Origin of the sequence: Leadbettera azotonutricia ZAS-9 (assembly GCF_000214355.1) — a bacterium.
Lineage (GTDB): Bacteria > Spirochaetota > Spirochaetia > Treponematales > Breznakiellaceae > Leadbettera > Leadbettera azotonutricia.
In genome coordinates, this window is sequence record NC_015577.1 from 3,448,277 (window position 1) to 3,471,728 (window position 23,452).

The 23,452-nt window shown below is 52.0% G+C and carries 22 protein-coding genes; 9 read left to right on the top strand and 13 right to left on the bottom strand.

Features of this window, described 5'->3' with window-relative positions:
• The gene (locus tag TREAZ_RS15235) at positions 1-360 is read right to left on the bottom strand and encodes a helix-turn-helix domain-containing protein (protein WP_043923144.1); all 360 of its coding nucleotides are present in this window, start codon (positions 358-360) and stop codon (positions 1-3) included.
• A gap of 119 nt (positions 361-479) precedes the next feature.
• Complete coding sequence (locus tag TREAZ_RS15240) at positions 480-1,502, bottom strand: M15 family metallopeptidase (RefSeq protein WP_245535046.1); 1,023 nt, start codon at positions 1,500-1,502, stop codon at positions 480-482.
• A 66-nt stretch (positions 1,503-1,568) separates the two neighbouring features.
• Here TREAZ_RS15240 and TREAZ_RS15245 point away from each other — a divergent pair, with 66 nt between their 5' ends.
• Complete coding sequence (locus tag TREAZ_RS15245; protein ID WP_169312643.1) at positions 1,569-2,585, top strand: uroporphyrinogen decarboxylase family protein; 1,017 nt, start codon at positions 1,569-1,571, stop codon at positions 2,583-2,585.
• Between the two features lie 14 nt (positions 2,586-2,599).
• On the opposite strand, the gene TREAZ_RS15250 is transcribed toward TREAZ_RS15245, so the two are convergent.
• A complete protein-coding gene (locus TREAZ_RS15250; RefSeq protein ID WP_043923145.1) occupies positions 2,600-3,421 on the bottom strand; it encodes a carbohydrate-binding family 9-like protein in 822 nt (273 codons plus the stop codon).
• Between the two features lie 139 nt (positions 3,422-3,560).
• Between TREAZ_RS15250 and TREAZ_RS15255 the strand changes: the two genes are divergently transcribed.
• From TREAZ_RS15255 to rimO, 3 genes are read left to right on the top strand one after another with little or no spacing between them, the layout of a single operon-like run.
• Positions 3,561-4,253, top strand: a complete 693-nt coding sequence (locus TREAZ_RS15255) for a LolA family protein (RefSeq protein ID WP_245535047.1) — start codon at positions 3,561-3,563, stop codon at positions 4,251-4,253.
• A 15-nt stretch (positions 4,254-4,268) separates the two neighbouring features.
• Positions 4,269-5,381 (top strand): helix-turn-helix domain-containing protein, encoded by a 1,113-nt coding sequence (locus TREAZ_RS15260; protein WP_015712795.1) that lies wholly within the window; start codon positions 4,269-4,271, stop codon positions 5,379-5,381.
• Between the two features lie 13 nt (positions 5,382-5,394).
• The gene (gene rimO / locus TREAZ_RS15265) at positions 5,395-6,750 is read left to right on the top strand and encodes a 30S ribosomal protein S12 methylthiotransferase RimO (protein ID WP_043923147.1); all 1,356 of its coding nucleotides are present in this window, start codon (positions 5,395-5,397) and stop codon (positions 6,748-6,750) included.
• A gap of 78 nt (positions 6,751-6,828) precedes the next feature.
• Here rimO and TREAZ_RS15270 read toward each other — a convergent pair whose 3' ends face one another.
• The gene (locus TREAZ_RS15270; RefSeq protein ID WP_015712797.1) at positions 6,829-8,475 is read right to left on the bottom strand and encodes an amidohydrolase; all 1,647 of its coding nucleotides are present in this window, start codon (positions 8,473-8,475) and stop codon (positions 6,829-6,831) included.
• 46 nt (positions 8,476-8,521) lie between these two features.
• On the opposite strand from TREAZ_RS15270, the gene TREAZ_RS15275 reads away from it, so the two are divergent.
• Both TREAZ_RS15275 and TREAZ_RS15280 read left to right on the top strand, forming a co-directional pair.
• Positions 8,522-10,927 carry an ATP-dependent helicase gene (locus TREAZ_RS15275; protein WP_015712798.1) on the top strand — a complete coding sequence of 802 codons (2,406 nt, stop codon included), beginning with the start codon at positions 8,522-8,524 and terminating at the stop codon, positions 10,925-10,927.
• The gene (locus tag TREAZ_RS15280) at positions 10,928-11,692 is read left to right on the top strand and encodes a hypothetical protein (RefSeq protein WP_015712799.1); all 765 of its coding nucleotides are present in this window, start codon (positions 10,928-10,930) and stop codon (positions 11,690-11,692) included. It begins immediately after the preceding gene.
• Between the two features lie 5 nt (positions 11,693-11,697).
• Here the strand turns inward: TREAZ_RS15280 and TREAZ_RS15285 are convergent, their stop codons facing one another.
• Both TREAZ_RS15285 and fliS read right to left on the bottom strand, forming a co-directional pair.
• Positions 11,698-12,183, bottom strand: coding sequence for a hypothetical protein (locus TREAZ_RS15285; protein ID WP_015712800.1), 486 nt, complete (start codon positions 12,181-12,183; stop codon positions 11,698-11,700).
• Positions 12,184-12,192: 9 nt separating this feature from the next.
• On the bottom strand, positions 12,193-12,639 hold the full coding sequence (gene fliS, locus TREAZ_RS15290; RefSeq protein ID WP_015712801.1) for a flagellar export chaperone FliS: 447 nt from the start codon (positions 12,637-12,639) through the stop codon (positions 12,193-12,195).
• A gap of 191 nt (positions 12,640-12,830) precedes the next feature.
• Here fliS and TREAZ_RS15295 point away from each other — a divergent pair, with 191 nt between their 5' ends.
• Positions 12,831-13,172, top strand: coding sequence for a tautomerase family protein (locus TREAZ_RS15295; protein ID WP_015712802.1), 342 nt, complete (start codon positions 12,831-12,833; stop codon positions 13,170-13,172).
• 29 nt (positions 13,173-13,201) lie between these two features.
• Here TREAZ_RS15295 and TREAZ_RS15300 read toward each other — a convergent pair whose 3' ends face one another.
• From TREAZ_RS15300 to TREAZ_RS15315, 4 genes are all read right to left on the bottom strand, one after another.
• The gene (locus TREAZ_RS15300; protein ID WP_015712803.1) at positions 13,202-14,560 is read right to left on the bottom strand and encodes a galactokinase; all 1,359 of its coding nucleotides are present in this window, start codon (positions 14,558-14,560) and stop codon (positions 13,202-13,204) included.
• 42 nt (positions 14,561-14,602) lie between these two features.
• Complete coding sequence (locus TREAZ_RS15305) at positions 14,603-15,820, bottom strand: ATP-binding protein (RefSeq protein WP_015712804.1); 1,218 nt, start codon at positions 15,818-15,820, stop codon at positions 14,603-14,605.
• Between the two features lie 107 nt (positions 15,821-15,927).
• On the bottom strand, positions 15,928-16,422 hold the full coding sequence (locus tag TREAZ_RS15310) for a GAF domain-containing protein (protein ID WP_043923566.1): 495 nt from the start codon (positions 16,420-16,422) through the stop codon (positions 15,928-15,930).
• Positions 16,423-16,560: 138 nt separating this feature from the next.
• Positions 16,561-16,845, bottom strand: a complete 285-nt coding sequence (locus TREAZ_RS15315; protein WP_245535048.1) for a helix-turn-helix domain-containing protein — start codon at positions 16,843-16,845, stop codon at positions 16,561-16,563.
• A gap of 16 nt (positions 16,846-16,861) precedes the next feature.
• Here TREAZ_RS15315 and TREAZ_RS15320 point away from each other — a divergent pair, with 16 nt between their 5' ends.
• Positions 16,862-17,158 (top strand): helix-turn-helix domain-containing protein, encoded by a 297-nt coding sequence (locus TREAZ_RS15320; RefSeq protein ID WP_015712807.1) that lies wholly within the window; start codon positions 16,862-16,864, stop codon positions 17,156-17,158.
• 72 nt (positions 17,159-17,230) lie between these two features.
• The gene (gene polA, locus TREAZ_RS15325) at positions 17,231-20,089 is read left to right on the top strand and encodes a DNA polymerase I (RefSeq protein ID WP_015712808.1); all 2,859 of its coding nucleotides are present in this window, start codon (positions 17,231-17,233) and stop codon (positions 20,087-20,089) included.
• A gap of 2 nt (positions 20,090-20,091) precedes the next feature.
• Here the strand turns inward: polA and TREAZ_RS15330 are convergent, their stop codons facing one another.
• From TREAZ_RS15330 to thrC, 3 genes are read right to left on the bottom strand one after another with little or no spacing between them, the layout of a single operon-like run.
• Complete coding sequence (locus tag TREAZ_RS15330; protein ID WP_015712809.1) at positions 20,092-21,546, bottom strand: NAD(P)-dependent malic enzyme; 1,455 nt, start codon at positions 21,544-21,546, stop codon at positions 20,092-20,094.
• A gap of 35 nt (positions 21,547-21,581) precedes the next feature.
• Complete coding sequence (locus TREAZ_RS15335) at positions 21,582-22,118, bottom strand: YchJ family protein (RefSeq protein ID WP_015712810.1); 537 nt, start codon at positions 22,116-22,118, stop codon at positions 21,582-21,584.
• Complete coding sequence (gene thrC / locus TREAZ_RS15340) at positions 22,115-23,440, bottom strand: threonine synthase (protein ID WP_015712811.1); 1,326 nt, start codon at positions 23,438-23,440, stop codon at positions 22,115-22,117. Before thrC ends, TREAZ_RS15335 begins: the two co-directional genes overlap by 4 nt.
• Positions 23,441-23,452 lie beyond the last annotated feature (12 nt).

Genomic DNA, 23,452 nt, shown 5'->3' on the forward strand with positions numbered 1-23,452 from the left:
CTAATGAGCCTTTTTTAGCGGATCTTCCCCAAGATAACGCTGACGGTATTCAGCAACCATCCTCTGGAATGAATCGGTAATATCAGCCAGATAGAGGGAGAAAATTTCGGGCCCTGATTCGTTCCACCAGGATTCAGAAAGGAAGAACTGGTAAGGTTCAGCTTTCAGGACCAAAGCCAGTTTCGAAATGGTTTCTGCGGAAACCCACTTTTTGCCATTTTCAATATCATTGATGAAATTGTGGGTCAAACCTGCTTCGGTGGCTAGTGTCAGCTGTGAGATATTAGCCGCAGATCTAAGGCGTCTTAAGTTCTTCGAGAACAGGCGCCGGATATCTATGCTGTTTTTTTCTTCCTTCATGGAAATTTATAGCCTTCCCCATACTTCAGATACCTATAGTATTAGAGATAATGAGTTTTCTCACAAATAGCCATAGGCGGAAATTATCCGCCTTTAGATAGTTTATTGCGCTTTTATTGCTATTTTAAGGATTGCGAATTGATTAAATGCAGATCTGCCTGGGGTACATTGCTGAGAAGGAGAATTTCGGGACGGTATTCAAAATGCATGGTGTCGTAGGTCATCCACTTGCCGCCCCAGAGAAAGCCGAGGGCTTCGAAGGCTTTTACAACTTCCATGGGAGGATGGAAGCGGCGGGTATAGGGGACTGCCCACCATTCGGGATTTTTTTCGGCTGCCCACTGCCAATAGGTTTCGAGGCCCCCCCAGGACTTGGGCAGCAAGTCTATAGCAGCCCCATAGGAATGATAGCTCCGGCTGGCAGTGGCGGCGATATTCCGCCAGCTCCAACCGTCTATGCTTTTTAGCCCGTCAATCCACTGCTTTACCGCAGCATTGGTTTTTGCTTCATTGAGTATGAATTCTTCCACAAGGCTTAATTCTTCAATTATTGAATAATGAACCATCACGGTAAGACCGAGAAAACGTATCTGTTTTACCCTTTCCCACGATTCGCCCTGGTTATGGGCCCGCCAAAGGGCATCGTAAAAATGCTGGGAACGCTTGGCAGGGTGCTGGCGGCGGCTTGCCATCATGTTTTTCATACGCTCGGACTCCTCAATGCTGGGAGGCGTCCAGGGAGGGAGTTCGGCCGCGTAATTGTAAAAAGGCTGGGGATCATAGTCGGCGGCTTTGGCCCTGAGGCTTTCGGGGAGGAGCCTCCCGTCGGCATAGTAGAACCATTCCCCATACACCTGGATGGCCCAGTCGCTGTCGCGGAATTCCGCAGGCCCCGTGCGGTCCGGGTAAGCCTCCGACAAGGCCCTCATCACCTGTTCGGCCCTTGAAACCTCGGGCTGCTCCGGGGTCTGTTCGGCAGGGAGCTGCACCGGAATAGGCGCCTCATGCTGGGTATACTCTGGCATTCCTATGTCGGTTTCCTCTGCCGTGCTTGTCTGTTTCCTCTCGGCTTTACCCCCTGCAAAGGCCCGGGGCAAGGAAAGAAGAATCAAAATCAGGAAGAGAAAACAGGCTTTTCTCATTTTTTTATGATACCAGAGTTTATTTTGTTGTAAAAGATCAAAACAATGAGGTATATTCTTATTCTTATGAACCAAGACACAATGAATGCCGGCGAACGGGCGAGGAACCTTATCAAAGGCAAGAGCATAGACAGACTGCCGGTAGTGGAATGGGCGCCCTGGTGGGATCTCACCATAAAACGCTGGAGGCAGGAAGGCCTGCCCCAAAACCTTGCTTCGGTTCGGGATATACAGCTCTGGTTTGGGCTGGACGCCTGCGTGCAGACTTACTTTGGGGTGCGCACCAAAGACACGCCCCAGGCGCCTTCCCACGGCGCGGGGATCATGCGTACAGCAGAGGACTATCAAAAAATCAAAAAGACCCTGTTTTACGATCCGTCAACCTACTATACCAAAGAATACATTGACTGGCTTAAATCCACCAGGGAAGAGGGAAATACCATACATTGGTTTACAGTAGAGGGTTTTTTCTGGTATCCCAGGGAACTTTTCGGCATAGAACCCCACCTCTACAGTTTTTATGATGAACCAGATCTCCTCAAGGAAATGTGCAGCGATTATGTCCGGTGGCTAAAAAAAGTTTTTGAATATATCGGGAACACTTTTAAATTCGACTTTATGAGTTTTGCCGAGGACATGAGCTATAACCACGGCCCCATGCTGAGCAAAGAAACCTTCGACGAATTTCTCATTCCCTTCTATAAAGAAGTCATCCCCTTTCTTAAAAAGATGGATATCCCAGCCTTCATTGACAGCGACGGAGACATTACCCTGGCTGTAGACTGGTATGCGGGGGCCGGGGCAGACGGCATGTTCCCCCTGGAACGTCAGGCCGGTGTGGATGTGGCCCTTTACATAGAAAAACAGCCTCAAATGACCTTCCTCGGCCATTTTGATAAAATGTGCATGAAATTGGGTGAAGAAGCCATGGCCAAAGAATTTGAGCGCATCATCCCAAGCTGCCAAAAAGGCAAGGTCATGCTTTCCGTAGACCATCAAACTCCGCCTGATGTTTCCGTAGAGAACTATAAAATTTTTGTAAAACTCTTTAAGGAATACGCAGCAAAAGTAAAGAAAAACTGAATGATATAGTACTTTTACTGCTTTTCGCTAAAGTGCAGGTATGCAAAATTCTCGGGTATATGTGAATCGTAGACCCCATGTTCGTTCAGGGCCCAGCCCACGCTTTCGGTGATGGTTTTACCATGGTAGTGGAGGGCTTCGAAACGGAAGAACTGGCCCCGCAAGGTGTCGCCCTCTTTTGGTGGGAAATTTTTACCCGGATTTAAAATTTTAAAACCCTCCCAGGGAAAGGCCAGTTCAACAGTCCAGCCCTTATCCACATGGGAAGGATCGTTGATTTTGCCATCCACTTTCACAGCGCTTTTAAGACCGGGGAAATCAAAATCCATAAAGGCCCAGCGCCTGCCCCGGGGGTGTTTCCTGAAACGGGTTGGATCCTGAAAGCCGCTCAGTACATCCACATCCCTTGAATGAAGATCAAATTGAGGAACATCAAAACGACTCCCCTTTTTGAGGGCATCCTGGTAGATAAAGAAAACTTCGTAAACCGTGCCATAAGCGTTGATCTCGAATTCGTAGTAACAGTCTTCGCCTGCAAAAAAAGTTTCTACATCATTGTCGAACCAGACGAGCGAATCCCTCTCGGTAAAGGAAGCCCTGACTGCCGGTTCCTCAACCCAGTAGGCAACGTAGAGGGCTTCATCATCCCAAAGGGCAGCCATTTGGGTATTGAGGAAGGCCTGCTCCCCGGTAACGAGATCCACAAAACGGCGGGATTTCTCCGCGCCTTTCCAGGCGGGCTTATCAAGGTTCCCGTCAATGGAAAATTTTTGCCCCACCTTACAGCAGTTGTAATGGGCAATACGATCTTCTGCGAGTGGTTTAAAATTATTCATGGATTTAGTATATAACAAGGCTGACGTATCTGCCAGAGGCATATAGAATTAGAGAACATACTTTCATTGGGGCTTTGCAAGCCTCTTGTCATATTCCTGCTTTAAATAGTAATCTTGCAGTATAATGATGAAGTTTTTTGTGAAACGAAAGCTCTCTTTGATATTTTTTCTGTTTTTTTTAGGTTTTTATGTCGATTCCCAGGAAATTGTTACCGCGGAACGGTATCTTGAACGGGTTTCCGAGCATTATGCCGGTGTAAAGGACTATGAAGCCCATATCGCCATCAGGTCAGGCACGACAGAAATGCAGGGAAACCTGAATTTCCTCAACCCTTCCTTCATGCGCATTGACTTTACCCGCCCTGCGGATCAGGTGATTGCCTATAACGGCGAGCTTCTCACGGTGTATCTGCCCGAATACCGGGCGGTGCTGAACCAGGAAATTTCCTCCCACAAGACTTCCACTTCTGCTGCCACCGGGGCAGGCATGGCGTCCGCCCAGGGGCTTTCCCTGCTCAGGCGCAACTATGTTCCCTCCTTTGTAATCGGCCCTGAGCCCGTACCCCTGGACGAAGGTTCCCAGGATATGGCGGTTAAGCTGAGGCTGGTGAGGCGCAATGTTTCTGAAGGCTTCAGGGAGATCATTCTCAGCATCGATCCTGTGAACCTTTTGATAAGGCGCATTGAAGGACGGACCATCGCAGACGTCCTGGTGCGTTTTGATTTTTCAAACATACGGACTAATTTGGGGATACCCGAGGGCCGCTTCATCTACGACTCCCCGGCTTCCGCCAATGTGTATAACAACTTCCTTTTCCGCGATACCGAATAGGTCAAGGAGAACACCGTGGAATCCCTGGGGAATAAACTTAAGACCGCCCGCGAAGCCAAAGGCTATACCTTCGATTATGTAAGCCGCGAAACCAATATAAGCACCCGCTATCTTGACGCCCTGGAAAAAGAGAATTTCGAAGTCTTCCCCGGAGAACCTTACCTGCTGGGCTTCTTGAAAAACTACGGCGCATACCTCGAACTCAATGTTGATGAACTCCTCTCCCTTTACCGTTCCCTAAAAATCCAGGAACAGCCTGTGCCTGTTGAACAGCTCCTCAAAGATCCCTTCCCCTGGGGGAGGCTCATTAAAATTGCCGTTATAGCGATAGCGGTGCTGGGCCTTGCAGGCGGAGGCTACCTTATCGTGTCCCGCATGCCCAAAAAGGAAGCAACTGAGACTGCGGCTATACGTCCTGCCTCTGAATACACCATGAACACCGATTCCCTGGAGCGCCGTTTTTACCGGGGCGATACTATCTTTGTCCCTTTGGGGGGCAACACCTATAAGCTTGAACTTGCAAGCCTGGGAGATACTATTACTATTGGTACTCCTGCCGGGCCTGTGCGTCTGGATCTTGGCCAGGAAGTAACTGTGAATTTAAACAATGATGGCGCAGCAGGGTTGAGGATCACTGCGGCGGACTTTGTGAAGAACGATCCTGCACCCGGCGCCCTGCTCCGTTTTGAACTGCAGAATCCGTTTCAATCTACCGGGGCAGCTGCAAACGCCGCCGGCGCCAGCCTGGGCCAGGAAGCCCTTAACACGGCTGCGCCTAATTCCCAGACAGTTTCAGACAGCTTTACATCCCCTTCGGCCTATCCCTTTACCCTCCAACTGACGTTTCAGGGCTACTGCCTTTTCCGCTGGGAGATACTCAATGAAAAGGACAGACAGGGCAGAAACGAGCAGTATTTCCAGCGTTCTGATCAACTCAATATCCAGGCCCAGAACACTGGCATACGCTTGGGGGTTTCCAATGCCCAGGCAGCCAAACTCCAGGTCATAGGCGGCGGCAAAACGGTCCCTCTTGAATTAGGCGGCGCTGGCGAAGTTGTAGTAGCCGATGTCCGCTGGGTAAAGAACGAAGACAATCTTTACCGCCTGGTTCTAGTCCGCCTTGAATAGATTTAATAATTAAATGCGTTACTACTTGGATCCTTTTGGCTGTGTTAAAAACCAGGTTGATGCCGAAAATATGATGGCATCCCTCAATGCTTCGGGCTGGGAATCGGCCCCCGATGCGGACGATGCGGACATCATCATAGTAAATTCCTGCGGCTTTATCGAAAGCGCCAAACAGGAATCCATCAATGCCGTGCTTGGCTGGCGCAGGCTCTACCCCGAAAAAAAGATTCTCCTCGCGGGCTGCCTTGCCCAGCGTTACAGCAAAGAACTTGGCGAAGCCCTCCCCGAAGCGGATCTGCTCTTCGGCAACACCGACCTTGCGGAAATTGTCAAAGCTGCGGCAAAGGCATTGGGCAAAAAGCCACGAATCAACAACCCTGCGGCTTCCGGCTCCAAGGCAGAGGGCCTTTCCGCAGCGGGGAGCCTGACCGGGGCAAGGCCCCTCCTCTCGCTGCCGGGCTCGGCCTATGTGAAAATCAGCGAGGGCTGCAATAACTGTTGCACCTTTTGTGCTATCCCCCTGATTCGCGGCGGCCTCAAAAGCCGCACAATTCCCGATATACTGGAAGAATGCAAAGCCCTCCTTAAAAGGGGCATTAAGGAGCTCTGCCTCATAGGCCAGGATCTGGGTTCTTACGGCCTGGATTTACAGAAAGATGGTCCTGAAAAGAAGTCCCAGCTTCCCCTTTTGCTGGAGAAACTGTCAAAACTAAAGGGCGAATTCTGGGTAAGGCTGCTTTATATACACCCCGATAATTTCCCCCTTCCGCTTCTCGATCTTATGGAAAAAGATGAACGTTTTCTTCCCTATTTTGATATTCCCTTTCAGCATGGTTCAGAAAAGATGCTAAAAAACATGAACCGCCATGGAAACACAAAGGTCTACCTCAGCCTCATTAAAACCATACGTATGCGCCTTCAGGACGCAGTAATACGCTCAACTTTTATGACAGGCTTTCCCGGTGAAACCGAAGAAGATTTCGCGGAACTCCTAAAATTCCAGGAGCTGGCAAAACTCGACTGGGTTGGCTGTTTTGCCTATTCCCGGGAAGAAGATACCCCCGCTTATAATATGAAAAACCGTGTAGCAAAAAAGACAGCGACCATGCGTAAAAGCAGTATCGAAGAAAATCAAATCCCCATAAGCGAAAAGCAAATGGATCGTTTTGTGGGCAGGGAATTTACCTGCCTGGTTGAAGAAAAGGTCGAAGGCGAAGACAGGCTTTACCTGGGCCGCCTCCCCTGCCAGGCGCCCGACGTGGACGGCTCGACGGTTCTGTCTTCAGACAAGGAGCTTGTACCGGGAACCTTTGTGAAGGGGCGCGTCTTTGCAAGGGCGGGGATAGATCTGGAACTTAAGGTAAAATAATCAATAACCACGACAGACACAAAGTACGCAAAGAAATCCCGTAATTATTCCTCTTCCCCTTCGTGTCCTTCGAGGTTTTTAAATCTCCCAAACCGTCTCTCCCGCAAGCATGGTTCTTATCACTCTTGCCTTGTGTATCATGTCAGGGGGAATAGCAAAAATATCTTTGTCAATAAAAGCGAGATCTGCAAAATAGCCCGGTTTAATATACCCAAGATAATTTTCACTAAAAGCAGAATACGCTGAACCCGAAGTATAGGCGTCTACAGCAGTGCTCACGTCCACTTTTTCTGCAGCATAAAAGCCATCGCGGGGCAATCCGTTTAAAGGATCGCAGCGGTTCACTGCCCAGCTTATGCCAAGCAGGGGGTTGAGATCGCTTACCGGCGCATCAGTACCGTAACTCACAGGTATTCCAAGCTTCTCCATGGAACCCCAAGCATAAGAAGTCGAAGCAAGCTCAAGGCCAACCCGGCTTTCAAGGATATGCATATCATCGGCAAGGAAAATAGGCTGCACCAGGGCAAGGATATTGTTGCGCGCCATGCGTTCCAGGTCTTCCCGCCTGCTGACCTGGCAATGGACAACCCCGTGTCGCAGGGGGTTGTTCCCCGGTGAAGTAACGCCCTCAAAGGCTGACACTACCGCGTTTAATGCGGCATCGCCAATGGCGTGGACGGCAATTTGCATATTGCCTTCGGAGGCTTTTCTTACAAAGCCCCTGAACAGGGCATCTTCAATTACCGCGAAGCCCGAAGTCTCGGGCTTATCGTTGTAGGGCTGCCTCATCCAGGCAGTTTGCCCCCCAAGGGTACCGTCAAGAAAAAGTTTCACCGGCCCCATTTTCAGGAGAGCCCCGGACTCGGGAGTTTCATACAGGACCTTGCCTGTGGAAAGCCTGCGATCAATGTAGCCCGCAAGGATATCATCACTATTGGAAATCCCGCACTGCATGGTTACCCTGACACGGGGCCCGGCCCCGCTGTAAATCTCACGGTAGATGTTGGAGATTTCGTCAAAGTCAGGGCCATTCACATCGCAGCTTCCCACACTGGCAATCCCCACGGAGAGGGCTTTCTTCATCGCCAGCCGGAGCTTATCCCGGATTTCGTCTTTCTCCAAGGCCGGAACAGGCTTGCGCACCAGAGCATTGGCGTTTTCCCTCAGCACACCTGTGGGTCTGCCATTGGCATCCTTCTCAAAAGTCCCGCCCTCTACATGAGGCGCGGACTCATCGAGGCCCGCCATTTTAAGGGCCAATGAATTGCAATACACCGTATGCCCGCAATGGCGGCTTATAATGACAGGATGCACTCTTGAAATTTTATCCAGGTCGTACCGGGTAAGATCCCGCTTTTCACCGGTAAAAAGATCCGGGTTCACCCCTGCCCCCTGCACATAAGCGCCCGGCTCGGGTTTAAGGCGGACAATGAGATCCCGGCCCCGTTCCAGCACTTCTTCAATGGACAAAGCACCTGCTGCTTCGATCATGCCTTCCCTCCGGCCAAGCCAAAGCAAATGGAGATGACTGTCATTGAAGGCAGGGATCACCAGGCATCCTTCGGCGTCGATCTTTTCGGTGCCAGCCGGGACAGATTCAAGGATCTCGGCATTCCCGCCGATTCCGGCTATCCTCCCCCCCTCGATGCGGAGGGCTTGGCTGAATTTCCCCCTCCCCTCGTAAACTTTGGCGTTATGTATCACTTTAAGATCGCGGCTTTCCATGGAAAAGATACTATCACCAAAACGCAGGATTGGCTAATATGTAACCATGGTGAAGGCCCCGCTCCCCCAATACCTGGAAATCCTCAACCCTGAACAGCGTGAAGCAGTCCTCCATACAGGGAATTCGGAAACCCATTCCCTTCTCATACTCGCCGGAGCAGGTTCCGGAAAGACCAGGGTCATCACCACCAAAATCGCCTACCTCATCAGGGAGAAAGGCCTCGATCCCCGCTCCATTCTGGCTGTAACCTTCACCAACAAAGCAGCCCGCGAAATGGCAGACCGGGCCAGAGCCATAGAGCCCAGGGCCGGAGACGCCATGCTCAGAACCTTCCATTCATTCGGCGCATGGTTCCTGCGGAGAAACGGCAGTCTCGCGGCCCTCCCCCCGGGTTTTGTGATCTATGACGACGACGACATGGTTTCGCTTCTCTCCACGATAATGGAAGGCGCCCCCAGGGCAGAAGTCAAGATCATGGCCCACGGCATTGCCCGATCAAAGGATTATTTTTTATCCCCCGATGATCCTGAGCTTGACCTCATCGATCACCGTAAGCTTTTCCGCACAACTTATGCCAGGTATGAAGAACGGCTTGCTAAAATCGGCAATGTGGACTTTGGCGATCTCATCAAGAAACCTGTAGAGATACTGCGGCAGAACCCCGAGGTAGCTTCCCGCTTCCGGGATCGCTTTAAGGTGATCATGGTAGACGAATACCAGGATGCCAACATAGCCCAGTTCGAACTCCTCAAGGAACTCTCAGGCACAGGAACTTATATCTGCGTAGTAGGCGATGACGATCAATCCATCTACCGTTTCCGGGGGGCCGAGGTGCGCAATATACTGGAATTTCCCGACCGCTTCCCCGGCACGGACATAATCAGGCTTGAGCGCAATTACCGCTCCACTGCCCCCATACTCCACGCTGCAGCTTCGGTGGTGAACCACAACGAAGGCCGCCTGGGAAAGGAACTCCGTTCAGAACGGGGTCCGGGGAAAAAGCCGGTCCTGGCTTTTCTTCCTGACCAGGACGAAGAGGCAAGCTTCTGTGCTGAACTTATCAGCAAAGCTGTTAAAGGATCTGACAGTAATACTGTCAAAGAAAGCGAAACTAAACGTAAAACTGCTAAAACTGAATCAATCGAAAATTGCCGCTATTCTGACTGGGCCATACTTTACAGAACCAATGCCCAGTCCCTGGGGTTCGAAACTGAATTCCTCCGCAGGCGTATTCCCTACCGGGTTGTAGGGTCCCTCAAATTCTACGAGCGGGAAGAAATCAAAGACGCCCTTGCCCTTTTAAGCTTCCTTGTAAACCCCAGGGACGAAGTAGCCTTCCGCCGGGTTGTGAACAAGCCCAGCAGAGGAGTCGGGCCTTCCGCCATAGACAAAATCACTGAAGAAGCGGGCATCAGCATAATCGATGAACTGGACGGCTTATCAAGCCCCGGCGACCTTGCGGCAGCCTCCCGCCGCATTAGCCCGGATCTGAGCGCCAAAGCCAGATCCGGTGTAGCGGTTTTTCTTAAAGCCATAGATGCAGGACGCAAAGCCTTAAAAGAGACCGACAGCAATTTCTCCCCGGATGCCGACGATGATGAAACCGGTACTGTTGCCGCTCCATCTGCGGATATACCAGGCACGACGAAGAAACGTCCCACCCTCAAAGGCGAAGGCCTCCAGGCCGGCGAGGGCCTCTCGGTCTGCGTAGTCCGCCTGGCCGAAGAATCCGGCATAGCCGAGCATCACCTTACCCACGATGAGATAGCCGGCAACCAGCGCCTCAACAACCTCCAGGAATTGGCAAATGCGGCGAGCCTCTACCCCGCAACCATGCGGGGCCTTCTGGAATTCCTTGAGCACATTGAACTCGACCGTTCTATGGAAGAAAATTCCGCAGGCGCAGGGGAGGACATGGTTACCCTTATCACCCTTCACAATACCAAGGGCCTTGAGTTCAAACGGGTAATCATGACCGGCGTGGAGCAGGGGGTCTTCCCCAGGGACGACAAGAACGGCGACGATCTTGAAGAAGAAAGGCGTCTCTTCTATGTGGGGGCAACACGGGCAATGGACGAACTCTACTTTTGCTCCTGCGGAATGCGCCGCATGTTCGGCAGAACCATGCCCATGGAACCCTCATCCTTCCTCAGGGAAATAGACCGCGAAGGTTTACGGATAATAGGCAAAGCCCCCTACGGTTTTGCCCGCCCTTCTGGAACAGACAGCGCAGGCAGTCCCGGCAAGGCGGGCAAAATCACCCGATCCTCCGACGGTCGCTGGCAAATCGGGGACAAGGTCTTTCACGACGATCAAGGCTATGGCACAGTAGCAGAAATCAAAGAAGGCGAGGACGGGCCGATAGTAAAAGTGCATTTTGAAACAGGCCACGAAACCCGTTTCCTGAGTTTGCACCAGAGCAGCCACTTTACCAAAATCAGCGAGGACTAGATGAACAATGCATCACTATTGCGCTTAATTCCTCCGGTGCTCCGCGCCAGGGATTATCACCTCTATCCTGGAACCTCAACCAGGCTGGTTGATCTCTGGCTGGACGGGGGCAAAGCCCTCCTGGGGCATAAGCCTCCCAAGGTATTAGGGGAATTAAAAAATTCAGCCGAACGAGGACTCTTCTCCCCCCTCCCCCACCCCCAGGAAAAACATTTTATAAAGGCTTTGTCCCGGCTATTCCCGAACCGCAGTTTTCGCGCTTATGCTGACGGATCTTCCCTTAACCGCGCTTTAAGCCATGCGGCTCAAGATGTTGCGCCCCTTTTCACATGGCGCCCGTTTATGGGAAACACAGAAACACTGTCGGCATATCCCCTCATATTCCCCGTACTTCCCTGGCCTCTTGCACCCCTGGCATTGGTTTTGGACAAAGAACTGGAACCGCAATTCCCGGAAGGCGATATCATCCCGCCCGCCATCCTTGCGGCGACAACCAGGGCTGTCCACAACCTTCTGGCATCCCCTGAACGGGGAAGCCCCAAATACCCCAAAATAGAAAAAGCCCTCAAAACCCCCAGGCATCCCTGGAAGCGCGAAGGCATTTACCTGAGCTATGGCGATACTATTGATATGAATTTCTGGGAAGCGCTCTGGAAACAATTCCTCGAAGCCGGATTCCTCCTCCCCCCCACACCGGACGATCCCCTGATATTGCCAGGAACCCTCTCGCAGGGAGAAGAAACAAAATTAGCAGCGTTACTGTAAAGTACCTACCCGCGAATATCCACCCTGCTTGTGGTCACCGGATTGGTGAAGCCTGATCTTTTTTGCGTATAAGGATTGGCACGGAGAGACTTTATTTCTGAACGGAGTTCCGCCATGCGTTTGGAGAGGAGATCCTTGTTGCGGCCCGAGCGGGAGATTGCTTCGGTTTTAAGGCCCTCCAGGGCGGATCTGAGGCTGGGCACATCCTCGCTGCTTGCGGATTTGGGCGCCTCCAGCCTCTGGTACATTGCTTCCAGGGGATCGATGACCTTCTGGATGGAGTAGATGTCGGCGACGATCTTTTCTTCGAGTTCAACATGGCGGAGCAGATCTTCCGCGGTCCCGCCTTCGATGACTTCACGGGATTTATCCAGAACATCAAGGTATGCCTGAAACCTGTCACGCTGGGCCTTGAGGAGTTCTTTGAAACGTTTGAGCACTGCCACCCGCTGGCTTATCTCTTTTTGCGAAAGCGCCAAAGCTGCCGCCATTTTTACCCCTTATCCCGCAATGTTGATGCCGCTTACAGCCTTGCCGGCCGCCTCAGCAGGGTTTTTGGAAGCAATTTCGCTCCAGGCGCCCCGAAGCTCGCTGAGCATGTTGCGGATCACCGTAATCCTGCGCAGATCCTGCTTGATATTGGCTTCAAGCAATTCCTGGTTGAACCAAGTATAAAGGGAAAAGAGATTCTTGGCGATATCCCCCCCTTGCTCAAAATCCAGGGACACCATCAGCTCTGTGATGATCTCCTGGGCTTTCAAAATCGATTTGTTTACCTGCTCGATCTTTCCGGGATCTTTCTTTGCCGCTTCATTCATACCCAGGAGTTCAAGCCCCCTGTCCAGATGTTTTACCGCTTCGTCATAGAGCATGATGATTAACTGCCCCTGACTTGCGGTCTTAACCCTGGTTTCCCGGTAAGCGGATAGCGCATTGGTATAGGCCAAAATTTTGCCCCCTAAAGCCAAAAATTAAGCCGCCCGGGCCTTAGGCCCATTTATAGACGTCCGTTTCAATTATCGGCGCCCTAAATTTGAACTTAAGCATTTCCGCAAAATACTTCAACTTTTTGTAGATTTGACATCCCCGCAAAATCCGGGCATACTATAAGAAGAATTCTATATTAAGGAAGGTGAATATGCCCTATATCGCGGTAAATACTGTCCAAAAGCTGAGCCCGGCCATAAAAGAGAAGCTCAAGGCCGAGCTGGGCCGCCTCATCGCCATTATCCCCACCAAGGATGAAAAAGGCCTCATGGTCGATTTTTCAGACAGCCACACCATCTACAAGGCCGGCAAAGAAGTTGACGGGGCTTTCATCGATTTGCGGCTCTACAATAAATCCGAGCTGGAATTCAAGAAAAAGTTCACCCAGGAGGTCTTCAAGCTCCTCCAGAATGAGCTGGGCATAAAACCGGAAGCCGTGTACCTCAACATCGCCGAACTTGAAACCTGGGGCGGCGGCGGCGATCTTCATTAAGCCATACTTGCTTTAGCAAGTATGTTCATTCAAAGAAACAGAAGTTCAGCGGCCCCAATAGGACGTATCCTCAAAACCGTTACCGACTTGGGGCCGAAGAAAGTCTCAATACGCCTGCGGTAGTCTTCCAGAGCGTCCAGGGGCAGATAAACCTGTATGGTTCCCGCAAAACCGCCCCCATGGACACGGCAGGCCCCGCTTCCCTTGCAGCTTCTTTCGAGAAAATCCCTGGTCAAGGCCAGGGCAAGGCTCACTCCCTGCTCGCCGGGATTCTTGGGAGAATAGACATTCTGCAGTAATTCCCATGAGGAATCCCCGGATTTATTCACCAGATTGAGGAAGGTCTCAAGAGCCGACTTTTTGGCGTTTCCGTCAGAGGCAGCCTTCATCCCTTCCAAAGCCTGAAGCATGGCGTCCACCTTGCGGTTCTCGCTGTAAAAATGAAGCGCCCTGAGAAGCGCCCTGTCGCCTGCAGCCTTGCGTATCTCCGACGCATGGGCAAGCACCGTTTCCTCATCAACTTCCCGCAGTACGGCCTTGCCAAAATGGGCAGCCACAGCTTTCATCTCCCCAGGGATGGCAGCGTAGTCAGGAGTCAGGTCCGCATGGTTCCCGTGGGTGTCCACTACGCAGAGGGCAAAGCCCTCCGCAGCCAGGTCAAAATCAATCTGCCGTACCAGGGGATTTTTCGGATCTCCAAAATCGATGGCCACAGCCCCGCCGGAAGCGCAGGCAGTCTGATCCATGAGACCGCAGGGCTTGCCAAAATAGCTGTTCTCAGCCTTCTGCCCAATTTGGGCAATCTCCAGAGCCGTGCGTTTCCCGGATGCGTAAAGGCAGTCAAAGATACGCCCAAAGAGCACCTCCACCGAAGCGCTCGACGACAGGCCCGAACCGGGCAGCACCGTAGAAGCGGCGTTCACCGTGAAGCCCCCAACCGGCGTCCCCCTGGCTGTTAATTCCGCCGCTATGCCACGAACCAGGGCCTCGGTAGTGCCCTTCTCTTTTTCATTCAACGAAAGATCGCTTAAATCAACGATCACATCGGGGTAACCTGTGGATCGGAAGAATACCTTCTTGTCCTTCCTGGGCGCGACAATAGCAACAGAATCCAGCTGTATGGAAGCAGCCAGCACCTTTCCGCGGTTGTGGTCGGTGTGGTTCCCCCCAAGCTCGGTACGCCCCGCCGCAGTAAAGATCCTGAGTTCCCCACCGACCTCGGGGAACCCAGCCCTGGGGAACCAGTCAGGCTTATCCTTTAATATCCCTTCGATGAGAGAGGCATAGCGCTGTTTGGCACTTTCCACTCCGGCGCTGCCGTAAAGTTTGGTAAATAGTTCAGCAGCCTTTGTTGAATCAAGGCCGGCCAAGAGTTCTTTTCCTGTCATCTCATAATCTCCAATTTAAACGGCGTTAGCCGTTGATATAAATTAAACTTTCCCGAGCAGCCAATCAAGAGCATAAAGCTGTCGTATGCCATTGTGGGAAACTTCGGGATCATCGTCAAGGGTTAAAAGGTATTTCGGATTATGATCCTTCGCCTTGCCAAAAGGTTCAAGTTCACGAGCCAGCACATCGGCGCTTCTCACGGAAAGAGAAACCTGATAATACTCGGTTCCGCCCCCGGGGATATCGGTAATAAAATCGATCTCCTGTACGCCCGCCTTCCCCACATAGATCCTCTTTCCCCGGCGTATCAATTCAAGGTAAATGATATTTTCCAACATGCTTCCAAGGTTGGCGTTTTTTGTCCCCAGGAGAAAATAACGCAGACCCATATCAGCTGTGTAGTATTTATCGCCTGATTGTAAATACTGTTTCCCCTTTATATCATACCGCCCCACACGATACAGAATGTAACTATCCCTGAGAAGGGCGAGATAACTTTCTACCGTGTGTACCGATATACTCCTCCCCTGAGATTTCATGGTATTTGCAATATTGGTAGTAGAAGTAAGATTCCCGATATTGAAGAACATAAACCGCAGCACGCTCTCAAGCATGAGGGGATCGGCGACCTTTTTTCTGGCAATCACGTCTTTATTGAGGATAGTATTATAAATACCCTCAAGATATTCATTGATCCTTTTGCGGTCTCCGTTTAATTCAAGGGCATAGGGAAAAGAACTCTCCGTAAGGTAACGGTTATACAGCCGTGGCAGGGATTCGTTCCCGCCCGAAGCAGATACAAATTCCTTAAATGAAAGGGGCAGCATCTGTACCTCAATATACCTTCCCGAAAGCAGGGTAGCGATTTCTCCCGAAAGCATATACGCGTTGGAACCGGTCAGGTAGAGATCGACATTTTTCTTTATATAAAGGCCGTCTGCCGCCTTCTGGTACTCGGGAACGCTTTGAATCTCATCCAGAAACACATAATTCATCTTTCCGGGGATGAGCCGTTTTTTTATATGATTGTAGAGCTTCTTCCAGTCCCGCAGTTCCTCAAAATCGGGGTTCTCAAAATTGATGGCGATAATCTGCCCTCGGGCCCCATGCCTGCGAAGATAATCCTGATACAGTTCAAAGAGCGTGGACTTCCCGCAGCGCCGTATGCCGGTAACAATCTTAATCAGCCTCTTATCCCTGAAGCCTATAAGAACGTCCAGATACTCACGCCTTTGAATTAAAGGGACCTTGTTTGCCATATCTCTATCATAGCGGAGAAAAGACCTCCTGTCAACACTTTATGCATCCAACTGCACAAAACTGATAAAAATGACAAGTTTGTGCAGTCAGATGCACAAACTTAAATTCAGCTGAAATTCACCCTGTCCAAAAAACCGTCGATCACTTTGCCTGTTTGCTCAAGATACTCCGCCTCAAGTTCCGTGAACCTTGCAAGACGGGGGCTGTCCAGATCCAGCACTCCAAAGATCTCCCCTCCTCTGAAAAGGGGAATCACCAGCTCCGAGGCAGAGGCCGAATCGCAGGCAATGTGGCCGGGGAACTTATGAACATCCTCCACGAGCACCGGCTTTTTGTCCATTACCGCCTTGCCACAGACCCCCTTACCCTCTGCTATGCGAGCGCAGGCGGGCAGTCCCTGGAAGGGGCCAAGAACCAGATCCTTTCCTTTGAGGAGATAGAAGCCCGACCAGTTGATGTCGTTCAGGTAAAACTTCAGCGCCGCCGACGCATTGGCAAGGCCCGCGACAAGATCGGTCTCCCCTTCCAGTATTGCCCGGACAGACTCAACCATGAGGGCGAGGTTCGCTTCGGGGTTTGTTTCTTTTTTCGCTTCAAACATAGGGGAAGTATACAGCAGGATTGCGCCGCTGGTTAAGGCAAAAGGGAAGATGCAGGGGATATTGATTATCCGCAAAATGCCTGTTGGAAAATCCCTATAGGGCAGACAAATTGATTGCCTAGGTGCGTGAGCAGCAATTCAGGTTACGATACTACCCAGCTTTTCCTCAGCCTCACGCAGCAGGGAACAGGCTTTTTTAATGATATCATCAGCTTGGCTTTTCCGGGGATTTTTTCCCGCCACAAGGTACTCGACAGTAACACCCAAAGCTTGAGCGATCTTGTAGGCATCAACAGCAATGGGGATTATGCCCTTGTACATCCACCCGCGCATAGTGTTGTACGACAAACCGGAGGCTTTTGCGGCTTCTTTCTGAGTCATCCCGTTCTTTTCAATGAGCCGCTTTACGCGGCCCCAAAACATTTCGGCAAACAATAGCATGCTGGTTAAAGAAATGGCCGCCAGGTCGGGCTTAAGCAAGCGAACCATCGATAATTATTTGAGAGAAAACGGTTCTATCCCCAGCGCCGAAGCTGCGGTTAAAATTGCCAAAGTTCTGGGCGTAACCGTTGAATACCTGGTTACAGGCAGGGATCCCAAAACGGGCAAAAGCCGCCCTCCCCTTCCCCCTCATCTCCGCTCACTTATGGATACTGTAGAAAAGCTCTCCCCAAAGGGCCAGCGCCTTGCCGTCAAACTGGTAAGGGCTTTGAAGGATAAGGAAGAGGGGAAATAGAAATAGCACGATCTGCATCAAAATAAGGGTAGATTATATCCTCATTCCCCCTTTTTCCGCTATACTTCCTTTATGAGCCAAACCAAGCCCCCCCTTTACCTGATTGACGCCTACGGCCTTATATACCGTTCCTATTTTGCCTTTATGAGCAAGCCCTTGCGGAATCCTGCGGGGAAAAATGTGTCCGCCCTTTTCGGGTTCGCCAGGTCTGTGGCGATCCTTTTGAATGAGGGGGCGCCCTCCGAAAAGGGGCAGCTGCAGAAGCCCCTGCGGCTCGTTGCGGTTTTCGATTCCCTGACGCCCACGTTCCGCCACAAGATGTACAGCGAGTACAAGGCCACAAGGCAGAAGGCACCGGAAGATTTGCACGAGCAGGTTCCCCTGGTGGAAGAGCTGCTCAAGGCCATGGGTGTTCCGGCCCTGGCCATGGACGGCTTCGAGGCTGATGACATCATCGCCACCCTGGCGAAACAGTGCCAAAAAGAAGGGCGGGACTGTTACATCATTTCATCGGACAAGGATCTGCTCCAGCTTGTGGGCAAGGGAACCTGGGAACTCAGGCCGGCCAAGATGTCGAATTCCGAGTCCGGGAATGCGGCGGGCCTTTCGGTGGAGCTTGTGGGAGCTGCCGAGGTTAAGGCTGAATGGGGTGTGAATCCCGATAAGGTGCTGGATCTCCTCTCCCTCACCGGGGATTCGTCGGACAATGTGCCGGGGGTCAAGGGTGTCGGCGAAGTTACTGCGGTTAAGCTCATGAGCCGTTACGGTTCGCTGGATGAAATTTATAAAAATATCGCTGGCATCGAGGGCGCGGTGGGGAAGAAGCTCGCCGCAGGAAAGGAGAGCGCCTATTTTTCCAAGTCCCTCATCAAACTGGCTGAGGAAGTTCCCCTTGGCATTAAAAGCATTGATGAACTTTCCGTAGAAAACATTGACCGCACTGCGGGAGCCCAGGTGCTGCTCAGGGAAGGCATCCCGTCAGTCGCAAAGATGCTGGACAAGAAAGCCCAGGGAGCTGCGCCTCAGGCAGGAGGGGCGGCATCCGGGACAGAACAGGCGCACACTGGCGCTGAAGCGGGCTTTTCTGCAAACGGCGGGGCTTATTCCCCCTGGGAACCGGCTGACGAGGCGCTTAAAGGCAAGGGTGTTTATAAAACCATTCTCGATCTTAAAGAGCTTGAAGCGCTTTTAGCCAAGGCCAGGAAGCAAGGGCTTCTGGCTTTGGATTTTGAGACCGATTCCCTTGACGCATGGAATGCCAAACCCATCGGCATTTCCCTTGCCATAAAACCAAAGGAAGGTTTCTATGTGCCTGTAGCCCCCCATGAAGGGACTGCGCCGTTCATTGAGCCCGAAAAAGTGAAGGCCCTCCTCATTCCAATTTTGATGGATGCGGAAATGACCATTGCTGCGCATAATGCGAAGTACGATTACAAGGTGAGCCGAGGCTGGGGCATTGAAAGGTGGAAGTGCAAAATTTGGGATACCATGGTGGCTGCCTGGATCATGGATCCTGAACGCAATAATTATTCCCTCGATTCTCTGGCAGGTTTTTTCTTTGGTGTTACCACTACTGCGTATAATGATATTGTCGCCAAGGGCAGTACCTTTGATACAGTAGCTCTGGACGTCGCCTGCGCTTATTCGGCTGAAGACGCAGATCTCTGCATCAGGGTAATGCAGCATCTTGAACCCCGTCTAAAGAAAACCAATTCCATGGATCTTTTTGCAAAGCTCGAAATGCCCCTGCTCCCCATACTTGCCGAGATGGAAGGGATTGGCATCAAGATAGAACCAAAAGTGTTAAGGGATTACGGCAAGGAGCTTGGGGAAGAGCTGGAAAAAATCCAGGCCGAGACTTATAAAACCGTGGGCCATGAATTCAACATCTCATCGCCTAAACAGCTTCAGGTCGTCCTCTTTGAAGAACGCAAGCTCAAACCGGGGAAGAAAACCAAGACAGGCTATTCTACCGATGTAGCGGTTCTTGAGGAACTTGCCCACGAGGACAAAGTGCCGGCCCTCATTCTGCGTCATCGTACTCTGTCAAAACTTAAATCAACCTATGTGGACGCTCTGGCGGATCTGGCTGACAGGGAGGGACGGCTCCACACCAACTTTGTGCAGACCGGCACTGCCACGGGGAGGCTTTCGAGCAGGGAACCGAATCTGCAGAATATCCCCATACGGGAAGAAGAAGGCCGGCGCATACGGGAAGCCTTTATCGCCAAGCCCGGCTGCGTGCTTGTTTCGGCAGACTATAGCCAGATAGAGCTTGTGGTGCTGGCCCATCTTTCGGGAGACAAGAACCTGCTTGAAGCTTTCACCGAAGGAAAGGATGTGCACGCCCGCACAGCGGCCCTCATTTTCGGAGAAAAGGAAACGGATGTTACGCCCGACCAGAGGCGCATTGCCAAAACCATCAACTTCGGGGTCATGTACGGCATGAGCGCTTTCAGGCTTGCCAACGAATTGAGCATAAGCCGCACTGATGCTGCGAATTTTATCGAAGCCTACTTTAAGACTTACTCAGGGATACGCACTTTTATTGACGAACTCGTCAGAAAAACAGAAGAGACCGGCTACGCCTCTACCATTTTCGGGAGGAGGCGTACCATTGCTGCGATTAATTCGCGCAACAAAACCGAGAAGGCTGCTGCCGAGCGGGTGGCGGTGAATACCCCCATACAGGGTTCTGCTGCGGACATCGTAAAAACCGCCATGCTCAATCTGGACAAGGCCCTGACCAAGGCAAAAAGCCCGGCCCGGCTGCTCCTCCAGGTGCATGATGAACTCATACTGGAGTGCCCAAGGGACGCAGCAAAAGAAACCGCAGAATTGGTAAAGCGGGAAATGGAAAACGCAGTAAAACTAACAATCCCCCTCAGGGTGAGCGTGGAAACAGGAAAGCATTGGGGGGATTTCCATTAGTTTTACTTCCTCACTGCCGCAATTGCCTGTTCCAAAGCTGCTTCAAGCATTTCCTGGGGAGGCTCTTTGATGTGCCCCAGTTTCATCAGATCGTTGGTAAGGGAACGGGCAGCCTCGATGTCGGCCCTGGCGCGTTTGTAGACTTCGTCCCAGCTTAATTCTACCCTGGCTACGCCCTCTTTGATCGCCTGCTGGGCCACATCAGCCGCTTCCACGGCGAAGACATCGGTCTCTTCCATGGTCGCGACGATGTTGTCGGGGGTGATGCCCCGCTTCTCGGAAAAATCCGCGATTGAATGGGCGCAGCGTATGGCCATGCCGTCGGTTATCTTTCTGGCCCGCACCAAAAGCGCGCCCTTGAGTATGCCGGGGAAGCAGACGGAGTTGTTCACCTGATTGGGGAAGTCGCCGCGCCCTGTCGCAACAATGAAGGCCCCTTCCTCTTTGGCGGCATAGGGCCAAATTTCGGGTACCGGGTTGGCGCAGCAGAACACTATGGCCTTGGGCGCCATGGAACGTATCCACGCCCTCTTCACCGTGTCGGGGCCGGGAGTGGACAGGGCTATGAGAACATCGGCGCCTTTAATTGCCTCTTCCACAGAAGGAGAACGGCCGGGGTTTGTCTTTTCGCAAATTTCCCATTTGCGGTAATTGCGCTTGTCGCCCTTGATGTCTTCGCGGCCCAAATGGAGGCTGCCCTTGGAGTCGAAGACGGTCATTTTGGCAGGGTCCCCGCCATCGGCGAGGATGAGCCGCGCAATGGTGGTGTTGGAAGCCCCCGCGCCGAGGAGCACGATTTTGGCGTCCTTCAGCTTTTTGCCCGCAAGCTTCAGGGCATTGAGCAGGCCCGCCAGGGTGATGCAGGCGGTCCCCTGGGCGTCATCGTGCCATACCGGAATGTCGCAGGCCTCGCGGAGCTCGTCCAAGACCTTGAAGCAGTTAGGCTGGCTTATATCCTCAAGATTGACGGCACCGAAAGAGTGCTGGCACATCTTTACGAATTCGATGATTTTATTGGGATCGTTCTTGCCATCAGCGCCTTTGGAATCCACGCAGAGGGCCACGGCGTCCACGCCGCCAAGGTATTTCATGAGCATGGCCTTGCCTTCCATGACCCCGAGGCCGCCGGGGGGCGTGCAGTCGCCATCGCCGAGAACACGGGTGGAATCGGAAACAACAGCCACAAGGTTCCCCCGGTTGGAAAGGGCAAAGGACGCGTCCTTGTCTTCCCTGATGGTGGTGGATATCTTGGAAACCCCCGGGGTGTACCAGGCGTTGAACCAGTTGAAGCCGTAGACGCCGCTTTTGGGAACGGTCTGCATCTTGCCGCCGTAGAAGCGGTGGGCTTCGAGGGAAAGGTTTTTCAGGAACAGGGTTTTGGCCTGGGCCTTCTGATCTTCGGTAAAATCAGGCGGGAAAATGTCGTTGAGGTTTTTGAGTGACGGATCGATTTTCATTTGTACTCCTTTAAAAAAGCGGCTTTGCCGCTACGTTAATTGGAAGTGTTACGAGGTAACACATTTGCTCCATAGGAAGCTGCGCTGGAATTTCCATGACAGTGTTTGTATTTCTTGCCGCTGCCGCAGGGGCAGGGATCGTTACGGCCCACCTTGGGGCCTGAACGAACAACAGTAACCGGGGCAATGTCTCCATCCTGATAGAGCCACTTGCCTGCGATTTTCCTGAACCGGGCTTTCTCATGGTGCACATCCTTGAGCCCGTCCCGTTCATAACTGGCCTCAAACTCGACAACGCCTTTTAAGTCGTCGATGCCGCCCTTTTCTACAGAAAGGATCTTTAAGCCGAGCCAAGTTGATTTCTCGCTCCAGTCCTTTGTCTGCTTTACATCAATTGCATCTTTCTCTTCCCTGTCACAGGTATTGATGATGTAATCAATGGCATGCCCTGCATAAGCCGAGTAGCGGCTCCGCATGAGGGCCTCGGCAGTAGGGGGATCTTTTACGCCCGAAATGTAGGGGCCGCAGCATTCATCAAAATCCAGGCCCGATCCGCAGGGACAATTCTTCATAATGTATTTCCTAATAGTAATTCTTTTAGCGCTTCAAATTCCGCAGTAATAGTGCGGGCCTCTGCCTTCCTGTCCATAGCCTTCTTAAGCGAATCGGGCAGAGGGACAGGGCCGGTGAGGGTCTCCACGGTTTCCGCGAACTTGGCAGGATGGGCAGTTGAAAGAACAGCCAGGGGATTCTCCGATCCTTTACCCCAGGGGCCGCAGGGGAGGGCTCCTGAATCACGAAGCTTGTCCACCCCATGCCAGCCAACGGCAGTGTGAGGATCGAGGAAATAAGCGCAATCCCTGTAAACAGCCCCAATGGTTTTGCGTGTATCCTCATCATCGGTGTAAACGCCAAGGATAAGCCGGCGCATTTCCTCCCAGGAAAAGTGCGCAGCCATGCGCTCAAAGTTGCTGGGTGCGCCCACGTCCATGGCGTTGGAAAGGGTGGCCTGTGATTTGCGGGCTTCGTATTTTCCGTTTTCGAGGAAGTCGGGAACTGTCTTGTTGATATTGGTGGCCGCAATAAATAAATTAATAGGAGCGCCCATTTTAAAGGCATAAAGGCCGGCAGTCAGATTGCCGAAATTTCCCGAAGGAACGCAAACGATGAGGCCGGTTTTCTGTTTGCCCGAAGCCCTGCCTGCGCCCGCAGAATAATAGGCAGCCTGGGGAATGAGCCGGGATACATTGATGGAATTGGCCGACGAGAGAACCAAACGTTTTTTAAGAACCTCATCGCCAAAGGCCTGCTTTACAAGGCTCTGGCAATCGTCAAAACTGCCTTCCACCGCGATGGCGGATATATTGCCGCCAAGGCCCGCAATCTGGCGTTCCTGCAGGGGCGACACCCTGCCTTTGGGGTAAAGCACAGTAACGCTGATGCCTTCGACACCATAGAATCCATCGGCTACGGCCCCTCCCGTATCGCCCGAAGTAGCCACGAGAATTTTAAGCGGCTTCCCCTCGCCCCGGCGGAGGTACGAAAAAGACCGTGCCATAAAACGGGCGCCAAAATCCTTGAAAGCTGCGGTGGGGCCGTGGAAAAGTTCCAGCACAAATCTGTCGCCTACGCTCACTAAAGGCGCATCAAAGGGATAAGCCGAATGAACCATATCTTCCAGAACCGCATTGGGAATATCCGCCTCGACCCATGGCTTGATGGTTTCAAAGGCTATGTCGGCATAATCCATGGTTCCAAGGGAGGATTTAACCGCCCCGGAATAGAGGGGGATAGTCTCGGGAACATAGAGGCCGCCATCGGGGGCAAGGCCGCCAAGGGCTGCATCTGCAAAACTCACAGCGGTATTTTTATCGCGGGTACTATAGTAGTGCATCAATAGCTTATT

What these genes read in the sequence shown, in the direction of transcription:
- TREAZ_RS15335 (WP_015712810.1), bottom strand. Translation starts at nt 22,118, where the DNA reads ATGAAGAATTGTCCCTGCGGATCGGGCCTGGATTTTGATGAATGCTGC.
- TREAZ_RS15330 (WP_015712809.1), bottom strand. Translation starts at nt 21,546, where the DNA reads ATGAAAATCGATCCGTCACTCAAAAACCTCAACGACATTTTCCCGCCT.
- TREAZ_RS15315 (WP_245535048.1), bottom strand. Translation starts at nt 16,845, where the DNA reads ATGTTTTGGGGCCGCGTAAAGCGGCTCATTGAAAAGAACGGGATGACT.
- TREAZ_RS15285 (WP_015712800.1), bottom strand. Translation starts at nt 12,183, where the DNA reads ATGGCGGCAGCTTTGGCGCTTTCGCAAAAAGAGATAAGCCAGCGGGTG.
- TREAZ_RS15280 (WP_015712799.1), top strand. Translation starts at nt 10,928, where the DNA reads ATGAACAATGCATCACTATTGCGCTTAATTCCTCCGGTGCTCCGCGCC.
- TREAZ_RS15300 (WP_015712803.1), bottom strand. Translation starts at nt 14,560, where the DNA reads ATGACAGGAAAAGAACTCTTGGCCGGCCTTGATTCAACAAAGGCTGCT.
- TREAZ_RS15270 (WP_015712797.1), bottom strand. Translation starts at nt 8,475, where the DNA reads ATGGAAAGCCGCGATCTTAAAGTGATACATAACGCCAAAGTTTACGAG.
- polA (WP_015712808.1), top strand. Translation starts at nt 17,231, where the DNA reads ATGAGCCAAACCAAGCCCCCCCTTTACCTGATTGACGCCTACGGCCTT.
- rimO (WP_043923147.1), top strand. Translation starts at nt 5,395, where the DNA reads ATGCGTTACTACTTGGATCCTTTTGGCTGTGTTAAAAACCAGGTTGAT.
- TREAZ_RS15235 (WP_043923144.1), bottom strand. Translation starts at nt 360, where the DNA reads ATGAAGGAAGAAAAAAACAGCATAGATATCCGGCGCCTGTTCTCGAAG.
- TREAZ_RS15310 (WP_043923566.1), bottom strand. Translation starts at nt 16,422, where the DNA reads ATGTTTGAAGCGAAAAAAGAAACAAACCCCGAAGCGAACCTCGCCCTC.
- thrC (WP_015712811.1), bottom strand. Translation starts at nt 23,440, where the DNA reads ATGCACTACTATAGTACCCGCGATAAAAATACCGCTGTGAGTTTTGCA.
- TREAZ_RS15295 (WP_015712802.1), top strand. Translation starts at nt 12,831, where the DNA reads ATGCCCTATATCGCGGTAAATACTGTCCAAAAGCTGAGCCCGGCCATA.
- TREAZ_RS15320 (WP_015712807.1), top strand. Translation starts at nt 16,862, where the DNA reads ATGCTGGTTAAAGAAATGGCCGCCAGGTCGGGCTTAAGCAAGCGAACC.
- TREAZ_RS15275 (WP_015712798.1), top strand. Translation starts at nt 8,522, where the DNA reads ATGGTGAAGGCCCCGCTCCCCCAATACCTGGAAATCCTCAACCCTGAA.
- TREAZ_RS15240 (WP_245535046.1), bottom strand. Translation starts at nt 1,502, where the DNA reads ATGAGAAAAGCCTGTTTTCTCTTCCTGATTTTGATTCTTCTTTCCTTG.
- TREAZ_RS15245 (WP_169312643.1), top strand. Translation starts at nt 1,569, where the DNA reads ATGAACCAAGACACAATGAATGCCGGCGAACGGGCGAGGAACCTTATC.
- TREAZ_RS15305 (WP_015712804.1), bottom strand. Translation starts at nt 15,820, where the DNA reads ATGGCAAACAAGGTCCCTTTAATTCAAAGGCGTGAGTATCTGGACGTT.
- TREAZ_RS15250 (WP_043923145.1), bottom strand. Translation starts at nt 3,421, where the DNA reads ATGAATAATTTTAAACCACTCGCAGAAGATCGTATTGCCCATTACAAC.